Here is an 11,861-nt window from a genome sequence, read left to right on the forward strand (position 1 = left end):
TCAGCGCCAGTAGTCGATATGCCCGACGACCTTCGCCGGTGAGCCCGCGACGACCGCCTTCGCGGGGACGTCCCTGGTCACCACGGAGCCGGCGGCCACGACGGCGCTCTCGCCGACCGTCACGCCTTTGAGGACGATCGCGCCGGCACCGATCCAGGCCCGGTCCTCCAGCACGATCGGCCCACTCATCGGCTGTTCGACACCGTCGACGACCATCGGGTGGAAATCGTTGTCGAGAAGCTGGGTGTCCCATGACACGTTGCAGTACGCGCCGATCGACACCCGTTCCCGCACCAGGATCTTCGCGAAACCGTTGATATTCGCGAAGGGGCCGAGTTCAAGAACACCCGAGTCGACCACGACGCGAATCCCGCGCTGCAGCGAGACGACGCCCTCGCAGCGGATCCGGCCCTCGGGGTGGACGCGGACCACCGACACGTCGTGCCGCGACGTCAGTCCGAACGGGGCGAGCCCGATCCGCATCGCCGCGCCGTCGGCGAACTCGATCCGCTCGTGCCCTTCGATCACCGTCGGCGAACCGATCCAGATCGGCTGCTTGTGGGCGAGCGGATAGCGCAGTCCGGCCACGAACGAGCGTGCCGAGGTCTCCCTCGCGGCACGCAGAGCCCGCACATGGCGCACATACTCGCGTAGATCACCTCTGAACGTCCCCACGCTGGTAACAGTAGGCGCAGCATCGGGCCGCCCGGAGTTCGGCCCCCACAGCAAGCCGTGTCACCCTGGTGGGCGGACTGCCCGCGAGCTGCCTGGGGACGGAACGCGGGCGCGCGACCACGACCCGGGAGTCACAGCGACGTGAGTGTCAGTGCCATCCATCCACACGAGCACCAGAGCGGCCTGGCGGTCGAGACACCGCCCTACGTGACCGTGGTGCTTCCCTGTTACAACGAGCAGGATCACGTCGTCCTGGAGCTCGAGCGCATCACCGCGGCGATGGACGCGAGCGGCTACAGCTACGAACTGCTGGTGATCGACGACAAGTCGACCGACAGCACACTGAGCGTCCTGCGTGACGTCGCGCCGAAGTACCCGAACATGCGGCTGATGCCGTTCCGGCGCAACGGCGGGTCGGGCACCGCCCGGCGCATCGGGACGCAGGAGGCGCGCGGTAAGATCGTCGTCTGGACCGACGCGGACATGACGTATCCGAACGAGCGCATTCCCGAGTTCGTCCAGTACCTCGACGAGAATCCGGATGTCGACCAGGTTGTCGGCGCCCGGACCACCGAGGAGGGCACGCACAAATGGGCGCGTGTGCCGGCGAAGTGGCTCATCCGAATGATCGCGCAGCGGCTGTCCGGAATGAAGATCCCTGATCTCAACTCCGGGCTGCGTGCCTTCCGTCGCGACGTCTCACTGCCCTACCTGCGGCTGCTGCCGCCCGGATTCTCCTGTGTCACGACCATCACGATGGCGTTCCTGTCCAACCAGCATCCCGTGGACTACCTGCCGATCGACTACGCCAAGCGCTCGGGGACGTCCAAGTTCCACCCGTTCCGGGATGCGCGCCGGTACATCCTGCAGGTGCTGCGGATGGTCATGTACTTCGACCCGATCAAGGTCCTGATGCCGGTCGCCCTGTGGATCATGGGGCTCGGCTTCGCCAAGCTGATCGCCGACGTCATCCGCTACGACTTCCGGGTCACCACCTCGACGCTGCTCGCGATCCTGGTCGGGTTCCAGATCGTCGTCCTCGCCCTGATCGGTGACCTGGTGGCCCGGTCGCGCAGTGACACCTGACCCGACGCGGTCCGCGGCGCGGATCGCGGTCATCGGGCCGACCCATCCGTACAAGGGCGGTATCGCCCAGCACACGACCGAGCTGGCACACCGGCTGGCCGACCGCGGGCACCAGGTGCGGATCGAGTCGTGGTCCCGCCAGTACCCCGCTCGGCTCTACCCGGGCCAGCAGCGGGTCGCCGTCCCGGAGGGGACGCCGTTCCCCGCGACGTCCTACCCGCTTTCCTGGCGCCGGCCCGACACCTGGCTGCGCCTGGGCCGTCAGCTGCGGCCGACCGGAACCGCCCCGGCCGACGGCCCAGGCGCCGAACGCCCGGACGTCGACGGGCAGGGTGTCAACGGGCAGGGTGCCGGCGGGCAGGGCGTCGGCGGGCGGGGGGTCGACCTGGTCGTGCTCGTCGTCGTGACGCCGATCCAGGCGCCGGCCTATCTCGCGATCCTCGCCGGGCTGCGCGGCCGGCGTCGGCGGTCCCCGACCGTCCTCGCCCTGTGTCACAACGTGCTGCCGCACGAGCGGCGCTCGGTCGACCAGCCGCTGATCTCGGCCGTGCTGCGCCGGAGCTCGGCGGTGCTCGTGCACACCCAGGCCCAGGCGGAGCTCGCGGGCACGCTCACCGACGTCCCGGTGCGGGTCGCCGAGATGGCCACCCACCTGTGGACCCCGCCCGCCCCCGAGTCCGACCCCGCCCTCGACTTCGACCCCGGCCTCGACCCCGCCGTGGGGATCGCCGTTCCGGCGGCGGCCGTCGCCGTGCCCGAGCCCTCGCGTGAGCTGCTGTTCTTCGGGCTGGTCCGGCCGTACAAGGGTCTGGACGTGCTGCTGCGCGCGCTGGCGGCCGGGCCGGCCGACGTCCGCCTGACGGTGGCGGGGGAGTTCTGGGGCGGGGTGGAGGCGACCCGGGACCTGGTGGCCGAGCTGGGCCTCGGCGACCGTGTCGACCTGCGTCCCGGTTATGTCCCGGCCCGGGACGTCCCAGGCCTGTTCGCGGCCGCGGACGCGCTGGTGCTGCCGTACCGGGCCGGCACCGCCTCGCAGAACGTCGACCTCGCGCACCTGCACGGTCTGCCCGTCGTCGCGACCAGCGTCGGGACGCTCGCGACGTCGGTGCGTGACGGCGTCGACGGCCTGCTCGTCCCACCGGACGACCCGACCGCGCTCGCCGCGGCCCTGCGGCGGCTGTACGAGCCGGGGACGCTCGCCGCGCTGCGGGCCGCGGTGGCCCCACCTGACACCGACGCCGCCTGGGACCGCTACCTCGACGCGGTGCTGGCCCCTTCCGGTGCCGACCGCGCGGGAAAGGCAGACTGTGCGCCATGAGTCCCCTACGCGACGACGCCCTCGCCTACGCCGGTCACCAGGTGCACGTCATGCGCCGCCGCGAGGTCGGGACGCTGCTCTCCTGGGCGGGTGACCTGCACGGGCGGACGATGCTCGACGTCGCGGGCGGCGACGGATACTGGGCCGGCCAGGCGATTCGCCGCGGTGCCCGGGCGGTGAGCCTTGACCTCGCGCGCCACAAGCTGACCTTCGGCAGCCGGTTGAAGCACCGCCCGGGGCTGGTCGAGGGGGACGCGCTGCGGCTGCCCTTCGCGCCCGCGACGTTCGACGTCGTCATGTCGGTCTGCGCGATCGAGCACTTCGACGACGGCCCGGCCGCGCTGGCCGAGATGGCCCGGGTGCTGCGTCCGGGCGGTGACCTGGTGATGTCGGCGGACGCGCTGACCCGGGCCGAGCGCTGGCCGGACCTGTTCGCCCGGCATCGGGAGCGGTACCACGTCCAGCACACGTATCCCGGCGAGCGGCTGGCGAAGCTGCTCGACGCGGCCGGGCTGGAGGTCGTCCGACAGACCTACATGTTTCGCTCCGAACGGGCTGAACGGCTCTACCTGAACCTTTCGGCCAAGGGCGGGAAGGTCGGGTGGAACGCGGCCGCGGCGATCTCCCCGTTGGTGGCGCTGTCCGACCGCAGGGCGCCGGACACCACCGGTAGCGTCGTGCTGACCCACGCCCGCAGGAGGCAGCCGTGACCAGCCGACCAGTCAGGCCCGCCCGGCCCTTCAGTTCCGCCCGAACCGTCAGCTCTGTCCGGACTGTTCGCTCCGCCCGGCTTGGAGCATGGGCATGAGCGCGCCGCTCGGGCAGAAGGTGCTCGCGGGCTTCCTCACCTTTCTGCTGTTCGCCCTGGTGATCTTCGGGCTCGGTGCGGCCTTCGACCAGTTCGGGGAGCGTGCCTGGGGGTACGGGGTCGGCATCGGAGTCTGCGTGATCATGGTCGTCGCGGGTGTGGCGGCCGGCCGCCGCGACGAGTAGCCCGGCCCAGGGCCCACCGGCCCGGAGGCGTTCGGATGAGCCGGGAGATCTGAGGACTCTGGTCGTTCCGGAGCCCGGGGGCCCGGGGGTCCGGCAGTCCGGGGGCCCGGCGGCCCCGGTTTGGCGAGTCGCAAGAGTGAAGGATTTTCGTCGTTCCAACGACCAAAATCCGAACTTCTTGCGGTTCGCCAGGCGACTCCGCGTCCCTTTTGCCCCTATTAAAGGTGAATTGCTGGTGTCGCGTGGCGGTGCGGGGTCGTCGGCGGATGGCCGTGCGCGGTGGGGTTCGCATTCCATGGGCACGGCGGCACGCTGGCTGCCGACCAGGATCCTCCGGTCCTGCTCGGCGGCAGCGGAAGTTCGTCACAGGGGGCGAGGCCGGCGGGCCCGGCGTCGCGCGGGAGACTGACCGCCGTGCGGATCGGTTTCCTGGTCGAACAGATGCTGGCGCCGGTGCCCGGCGGCACCGGTCGCTACTCCGCCGAGCTGGCCGCAGCCCTGGCTCGCACCGCGGATCCCGGCGACGGTGTCGTCGGATGGTGCGCGTTCCGCCGCGACGTCTCGGGCGCCGCCGTGCCCGGTGTTCTCGGGCCGTTGCGCCTGGGGCTGCCACGGCGCGCCCTTGCCGCGGCCTGGGCGCGCGGCGTGGGCCCGATACCCGGGGGAGTGGACGTCGTCCATGCGCCGACGCTCCTCGTGCCGCCACGAGGCCTTGAGGCGCTCCCGCCCGGGGTGCGCCACGTGGCCACCGCCTGGCGGCGGACGGCGACCGGTCGCCACGGCGACGCGGACCCGCGAAGCCGCACGCTGATCGGCGGCCGCCTGGACGGACGGAGCCGCCTGGACGGACGGAGCCGCCTGGATGGACGGAGCCGCCTGGACGGACGGAGCCGCCTGGTGGTCACGGTGCACGACGCGGTGCCGTGGACCCATCCCGAGACCCTCACCCCGCACGGGGTGCGCTGGCATCGCGAGATGGGGGAGCGGGTCGCCCGCGAGGCCGACGCGGTGATCGTGCCGACCCAGGCCGTCGCCGCGGACGTCCGCGAGCACCTGCCGATCGATCCCGAGCGGCTGCACGTGATCGGCGAGGGGGTCGCCGACGCGGTGCTGCGGGTGCCGGCGGACGCCGATCGCCGGGCCGCCCGGCTGGGCCTGCCCGAACGGGGGTACCTGCTGACGCTGGCGACCATGGAGCCCCGCAAGGGGCTGGACACGGCGCTGGCCGCGATGCGTCACCCGGCGGCGCCCGATCTGCCGTTGGTGCACGTCGGAGCGGCGGGGTGGGGTGATCTCGGTGCCGGTACCGCGGGCCCGGGCGGGTTCGCCGAGCTCGCGGCGGCCGGGCGTTTCCGCGCGCTCGGCCGGATCAGTGACGAGGATCTCGCGGTCGTGCTCTCCCGGGCGACGGCCCTGCTCGCGCCGAGCCGCTCGGAGGGTTTCGGGCTGCCGGTCATCGAGGCCATGGCCCACGGAGTGCCGGTGGTCGTGTCCGACACGCCGGCTTTGGTGGAGGTCGCCGGGGACGCCGCGCTGGTGGCCCGGATCGGTGATGCGGCCGGCTTTGCCGAGGCTCTCGGGCGTATCGTCCAGAATCCCCGGCTACACAGCCGTCTGTCGCGTTCGGGACTCCTCCGCGCGGCGGGATTTACCTGGAATGAGGCGGCGCGATCGTGCTGGGAGCTCTACCGTCGAATCAGCAGCTCCCCTGCCGTGTCCGTCGCTGAGGACGGGCGGGCGTAGTGTTGCCACCGTTGAGAAGCAAGCGGCCACACTGAATCAGGCGGCACGTCTCGGAAGGAGCGCCGTGGGACCCCGGGTGCTCGTTGATGCGACCTCGGTCCCGGCCGACCGCGGTGGCGTCGGGCGATATGTCGACGGGCTCGTCGCCGCCTTGGGCGCGGCTGGCGCCGACATGGCGCTGGTGTGCCAGCGATCGGACGAGGAACGCTACAGCCGGATGGCGCCCCAGGCGACCGTCCTGTCGGGCCCGGCGGCCATTGCGCACCGGCCCGCGCGGTTGGCGTGGGAGCAGACCGGCCTTCCGCTGGTGGCGGAGCAGGTCAATGCCGAAGTAATCCACTCCCCGCACTACACAATGCCATTGCGAGCACAACGACCGGTGTGCGTGACGATCCACGATGTCACGTTCTTCACCGAGCCGGAGATGCACACCGCGGTGAAGGGAACCTTCTTCCGCTCGGCGATGCGTACGGCGGTGCGCCGGGCGAACCGCATCATCGTGCCGTCGAAGGCGACGCGGGACGAGCTCGTCCGCGTGCTCGAGGGCGATCCGACCACCACCGACGTCGCGTATCACGGGGTGGACACCAGCACGTTCCATCCGCCGACGGAGGATGACCGGCGTCGGGTGCGGTTGCGGCTCGGTCTCGGAAACACCCGGTATGTCGCTTTTCTTGGCATGCTGGAGCCGCGGAAGAACGTTCCGAACCTCATTCGCGGCTGGGCCGAGGCGGTGCACTGGCGGGACGAGCCGCCGGCGCTGGTGCTGGCCGGCGGCTCCGGCTGGGACGACGACGTCGACGCGGCCGTCGCCTCGGTGCCGAGCCATCTGCGCGTGATCCGTCCGGGCTACCTGCGCTTCTCCGACCTGCCGGGCTACCTCGGCGGCTCGGAGCTGGTCGCCTACCCGTCGCACGGCGAGGGCTTCGGGCTGCCCGTGCTGGAGGCCATGGCCTGCGGCGCGCCGGTGCTCACCACACCGCGGCTGTCGCTGCCCGAGGTGGGTGGGGACGCGGTCGCCTACACCCAGCCGGACGCGGACTCCATCGCCCGTGAGATGAGCACCCTGCTCGACGACGCGGAGCGCCGCAGCCAGCTCGCGGCCGCCGGCCTCGCCCGCTCCCGCGAGTTCACCTGGGCCGCCTCGGCGGAGGCGCACCTGGCGAGCTATGCCCGTGCGGTGGCCGACGCCTGACGCGCTACGGTTTTCCGGTGGACAAGCCGGAGATCCGGGTCGTCGTCGTCACCTTCAACTCCGGGGAGGTCATCGGAACCTTCCTGGACTCGTTGGCCAAGTCGACCACCCGTCAGTACGAGGTCGTGGTGGTCGACAACTCACCCCAGGTCGACGTCGGGACCCGTGCCGCGGGTGAGCGGCCCGAGGTGGCGCTGCTGCGCCCGGGCCGCAACCTCGGCTACGGCTCCGGCGCCAACCGGGGGGCGGCCGGTGCGTCCACGCCGTGGCTGCTGGTGGCGAACGCCGACATCGCCTTCTCCCCGGGCAGCCTGGACGAGCTGATCGCCGCGGCCGACCGCTGGCCCGGCGGCGGTGCGTTCGGCCCCGGCATCGTCAACCCGGACGGAGCGCTGTACCCGTCCGCTCGTGACCTGCCCTCGCTCGGGCGGGGCATCGGCCACGCGCTGCTCGGGTGGTGCTGGCCCACGAACCCCTGGACGGCCTCCTACCGCCGCGAGCGGGGCGTTCCGAGGGAGATGACCGCCGGCTGGCTGTCCGGCTCCTGTCAGCTGCTGCGGCGCGAGGTGTTCGAGGCGGTCGGCGGCTTCGACGAGTCCTACTTCATGTTCATGGAGGACGTCGATCTGGGCCGGCGCGTCGGGCTGGCCGGCCACCAGCTGGTCTACGTCCCCGGCGCCGTGGTCGAGCACCTCGGCGGGCACTCGACGAAGCGGTCGTCGCGCCGGATGGTGATCGCGCACCACCGCAGCATGATCCGCTATCTGTGTCGGCAGTACGACAGCCCGGCCTACCTGCCGCTGCGTGCCGCGCTCACGGTCGGCCTCGGTGCCCGGCTGCTGCTGGCGCTGGCGTTCGCCCGGGACAGCGCGGGCGCGCGGGCCACCCGGTCCGCTGACCTGCTCGCTTCGGCGCGCCGGCAGCACTGATTCTCTCACCCAGATAACGGATATCCGTCACGACTCGTGAACTCGGTATAGAGCATGTGTGTCCGGGTTGTGGCCTCTCGTTGAGGGGGCACGATTTCCCGGACAGGTGTGCGCAACTGCGACGAGGTGCTCTGCGACACTGACGAATCATGGACGCAGTGATGCTGGTCGGCGGGCAGGGAACCCGTCTCCGCCCGTTGACAATGTCGGCGCCGAAGCCGATGTTGCCGGTTGCCGGCGTGCCGGTGACGGCCCACATGCTCGCCCGTGCCCGCGACGCGGGGATCACCCGGGTGGTGCTCGCCACCTCCTATCGGGCCGAGGTTTTCGAGGAGTACTTCGGGGACGGCTCCGAGCACGGGCTGGTTCTCGAGTACGTCACGGAGGTCGAGCCGCTGGGCACCGGCGGGGCGATCCGCAATGTCGCGGAGCGCCTCGAATCAGCCCCCGACGATCCGGTGGTCATCTTCAACGGTGACATCCTCTCCGGTCTCGACATCGGTGCCCTCGTCACCCGGCACACCACGGCCGGTGCCGCGGTGACGCTCCATCTGACGAGGGTGGAGGATCCCCGTGCGTTCGGCGTCGTGCCGACCGACGACGCCGGCCGGGTGACCGCCTTCCTGGAGAAGACCCCCGACCCGCCCACCAACCTCATCAACGCCGGCTGCTACGTCTTCCGGCGTTCCGTGATCGACGACATCCCCGCCGGGCGCCCGGTCTCGGTCGAGCGGGAGACCTTTCCCGCCCTGCTCGCCTCCGGGGTTCCGGTGGTCGGCTACCCGGACGACACCTACTGGCTCGACCTCGGTACCCCGGCCGCGTTCGTCCGCGGTTCGCGTGACCTCGTCACCGGGCGGATGCCGTCCTCGGCGCTGCCCGGTCCGGTCGGCGACCGGCTGGTACTGCCCGGGTCGACGGTGGCGACCGACGCCAAGATCGGCGGTGGCTCGACGATCGGTGCGGGTGCGTCGGTGGGCACCGGGGCGCGGATCGACGGCTCCGTCCTGTTCGACCGCGCCTCCGTCGGCGCGGGCGCCTACATCCGCGACAGTGTCGTCGGGCGGGCGGCGGTGATCGGCAACGGCGTGGTGCTGGAGAACGTCGTCGTCGGCGACGGCGCCGTGATCGAGCCGGGTAACGAGCTGCGCGCCGGCGCGCGGGTGTTCCCCGGCACGGTGCTGAGCGCGGGCGCCGTCCGCTTCAGCTCCGACCGCGCCTAGCAAGGGCGCCTCCATGGCGCCGGTGGCGAGGGGCGATGAGTGGAGGATTTCGGTCGTCCTGGCGACGAACGTCCTCCACTCATCGGGCCGCGGCTTCGGGCTGCCGCTGCGGAAGGGGCCGCGGGCTCACCGCGGGTCGGTCTGCCGGCTCAGCGCGGGCCAGGTGATCTCCAGGCAGACCTGGCTGTCGTCGACGTCCCGGTGCAACGAGAGGAGCTCCTCCTCTCCGTCCTCCGGCGGAAGCGGGGACGGCGGAAGCGGGGACGGTGCAAGCGGGGACGGCTGGGCCGCGGCCGTCCCGGCCGGGCCTGTGGCCGGGTAGGTGAGGAAGAGCCGCCCGCCGGTGTCGTCGCAGATCAGGGTGAGGACAACCTGCTGCGCGCCGGTGGCCGGCGCGGCACCGAGCAGGCCGGGCAGGATGTCCGCGAGCCGCGCACGCACCGGCGCGGGAATCCGCCCCGGCTCGCCGGCCAGCCGCACCTCGACCCCGAGCCCCCGCGCGCGGGCCTCGACGACTGCCGGCCCCAGCTCACCCAGCGTCTGCCCGGCGCCGGTGACCAGGGCCCGGCGGATGGCGGCCGCCCGCTGGCCGCAGCGGTCGCGCACGGCCGGGTCACGCGGGTCCAGCAGACCGTCCGCGACCGCCTCCAACAGCGGCAGCACCTCCTGCTCGATCGTGGCGAGACCACGCTCCCGGTCGGCCCGGACAGCGCGCGCCGACTGCTCCAGCGCCGCGCGGGCGGTCTCCTCCTCGAGCGCTCGGGCGACCTGGTCGGCGGTGCGTCGCAGCACCGGGCCGCCCATCGCCACCATGATCTGCAGCGCGATCTGGCTGTTCGCCGCGGCCAGCAGCTGGGCGAGCGCCAGCGGGCCGGTGTCCGAGCCGGCCAGGACGAGCACGCCGAGCACCGCGATGGTCGCGATGATCGCGAAAGCCCAGGCGACCAGCAGGCGGGACACCGCGAGCAGGGCGAGGAGCACCGGGAGCACCAGCACCGGCCAGGTGTTGATCCGGCTCGGTGGCCCGCCGGCCCCCGTCGCACCGTGGGCCTGGGTGACGTTCAGCGCCACCACCACGGTCACCGCCAGCGCGAGCGTGATAGCGGCGACGGCCTCGCCGCGGCGCAGCGGCCGCCGGTAGGACGTCCGGGCCGCGGCGGCCACGATCAGCGCCATGGCGGGCCAGCAGAGCACGGCGAGCGGCACCGACCGGGCGGACGGGAGGGTGAGCGGCACGATGACGGCGGTGCAGCCGAACCAGGCCGGTGCGGCGAGGGCGACCGTGCGGCGCAGCACGGCCGCGTACGAGTCCCGCAGCTCGGTGGCCGACGTCCCGGCAGCCGCCGGCACGCCTCCCGGCAGCCTTCCCGCCGATTCCGGCACCTTGCCGGCCGTCCTTCCCCGTGGCAGGGGCCCTGGTGCCGTTGAGGCTGCCGCGCGGTCAGGCCCGGCCGGTGCCGGTGCCGGTGCCGGAACTGATGCCGGTGCCGGCCCTGGTGCTGGTGCCAGGGCTGGGGCTGGTGCCGGCCAGCGCAGGCGGACGGATGTTCCGTGCCCGGGGGCCGAGCTGATCGTCGCCTGCCCGCCGACCTCGGCGAGCCGGGCGTGCACCGACCGGGCCAGCCCGAGCCGGTCGTCGGGAACGTCGTCGGCGGCGAAGCCCCGGCCCGCGTCGGCGACGACGACGTCCACGCCGCCGCCGGGCCGGTTCGTGACGGTGAGGGTGGCGTGATCCGTCCCGGCATGGCGCCGGACGTTCGCCAGCAGCTCCTGCGCGGCCGCGGCCACCGCGCGGACCACCTCCTCCGGCAGGTCCGTGGTGGGCAGCGAGGCGACGTCCACCTGTAGCCCGCGGGCCGCCGCCACGGACACCACCCGCAGCATCGGCTCGGTGAGGTCGCGGGTGGCGGACGCGGTCCCGTCCAGCATGGTGCGGACGGCGTCGATCGCGTAGCGGCACTGCTCGGCGGTCAGGGCGATCCCGGAGCGGTCCCGGGTGCCGCCTCCCCAGGCGATGCCGGTCAGCGTGTTGAGAACGGTGTCGTGCAGCATCCGTTCGCGTTCTCGTTCGTCGCGAAGCCTCGCGGCTGCCACTGCCGCCGCCTGCCGCTGCGCCGCGGCGGTGCCCAGCCTGGCGTCGGCCAGCCGGGCGATCGTGCTGAGCCGGGTGAGGGCGAGACGGAACAGGGCCGCGATCGCGATCACCAGCAGGCACGCGGCGAACGCGCGCGCCAGCGGGGTGTGGTTCCCGCCGGCCGCGGGGTCGTCCATCGTGACCTGGGCGATGGCCGCACCGCCGACGAGGGCCGTGACCATCAGCACGACCACGGCGGCCAGAACCCGCCGGCGGCAGGCCCAGGAGGCGACGATCGCCGCATGGGCGGCCGCGGAGAAGACCCAGGTGGCGGAACCACCGACGGATTGCGCCGGCAGGAACAGCACCGCACCGGCGCTGACACCGACGGCGACGGCGACGTTGCCGGGGACCAGCAGGCGGACGAGCCGCGGCCGGGCAAGAGCGACGGTCACGAAGACGGTGCCCCAGAGCGCCGTCACGACGGCGGCGGCGAGCCCGGCGGGGTGTGCGGCGTACCAGGAACGCCAGACGACGACGTAGGCGACGAGGAAGGCGATGTTCAGGGCCCGCATCGCGGCGAAGGTCCGTACTGCCACCGCGTCGAGCGCCTGGTGGGCATTTG

General features: G+C 72.7%; 10 protein-coding genes. 8 read left to right on the forward strand and 2 right to left on the reverse strand.

What is annotated here, in order from left to right:
• A complete protein-coding gene (locus ACG83_RS35270) occupies positions 1-675 on the reverse strand; it encodes a DapH/DapD/GlmU-related protein (protein ID WP_235498380.1) in 675 nt (224 codons plus the stop codon).
• Between the two features lie 141 nt (positions 676-816).
• On the opposite strand from ACG83_RS35270, the gene ACG83_RS35275 reads away from it, so the two are divergent.
• The 8 genes from ACG83_RS35275 (at position 817) to ACG83_RS35310 (ending at position 9,162) form a co-directional block, all read left to right on the forward strand.
• On the forward strand, positions 817-1,761 hold the full coding sequence (locus tag ACG83_RS35275; protein ID WP_054570571.1) for a glycosyltransferase family 2 protein: 945 nt from the start codon (positions 817-819) through the stop codon (positions 1,759-1,761).
• On the forward strand, positions 1,751-3,079 hold the full coding sequence (locus ACG83_RS35280; protein WP_054570572.1) for a glycosyltransferase family 4 protein: 1,329 nt from the start codon (positions 1,751-1,753) through the stop codon (positions 3,077-3,079). Before ACG83_RS35275 ends, ACG83_RS35280 begins: the two co-directional genes overlap by 11 nt.
• Complete coding sequence (locus tag ACG83_RS35285) at positions 3,076-3,789, forward strand: class I SAM-dependent methyltransferase (RefSeq protein WP_054570573.1); 714 nt, start codon at positions 3,076-3,078, stop codon at positions 3,787-3,789. The genes ACG83_RS35280 and ACG83_RS35285 overlap by 4 nt, the downstream gene beginning before the upstream one ends.
• 94 nt (positions 3,790-3,883) lie before the next feature.
• Entirely contained in the window at positions 3,884-4,072 is a 189-nt protein-coding gene (locus tag ACG83_RS35290; RefSeq protein ID WP_054570574.1) for a hypothetical protein, read from the forward strand.
• Positions 4,073-4,486: 414 nt separating this feature from the next.
• Positions 4,487-5,815, forward strand: a complete 1,329-nt coding sequence (locus tag ACG83_RS35295; RefSeq protein ID WP_054570681.1) for a glycosyltransferase family 1 protein — start codon at positions 4,487-4,489, stop codon at positions 5,813-5,815.
• A gap of 64 nt (positions 5,816-5,879) precedes the next feature.
• The gene (locus ACG83_RS35300; protein WP_006538404.1) at positions 5,880-7,010 is read left to right on the forward strand and encodes a glycosyltransferase family 1 protein; all 1,131 of its coding nucleotides are present in this window, start codon (positions 5,880-5,882) and stop codon (positions 7,008-7,010) included.
• Positions 7,011-7,027: 17 nt separating this feature from the next.
• On the forward strand, positions 7,028-7,939 hold the full coding sequence (locus tag ACG83_RS35305; RefSeq protein WP_054570575.1) for a glycosyltransferase family 2 protein: 912 nt from the start codon (positions 7,028-7,030) through the stop codon (positions 7,937-7,939).
• 149 nt (positions 7,940-8,088) lie between these two features.
• Positions 8,089-9,162 carry a sugar phosphate nucleotidyltransferase gene (locus ACG83_RS35310; protein ID WP_035949000.1) on the forward strand — a complete coding sequence of 358 codons (1,074 nt, stop codon included), beginning with the start codon at positions 8,089-8,091 and terminating at the stop codon, positions 9,160-9,162.
• A 126-nt stretch (positions 9,163-9,288) separates the two neighbouring features.
• Here the strand turns inward: ACG83_RS35310 and ACG83_RS35315 are convergent, their stop codons facing one another.
• Positions 9,289-11,835: a sensor histidine kinase gene (locus ACG83_RS35315; RefSeq protein WP_235498381.1), complete on the reverse strand. Its 2,547-nt coding sequence runs from the start codon at positions 11,833-11,835 to the stop codon at positions 9,289-9,291.
• Positions 11,836-11,861 lie beyond the last annotated feature (26 nt).

Source organism: Frankia sp. R43, from assembly GCF_001306465.1.
Classification (GTDB): domain Bacteria; phylum Actinomycetota; class Actinomycetes; order Frankiales; family Frankiaceae; genus Parafrankia; species Parafrankia irregularis.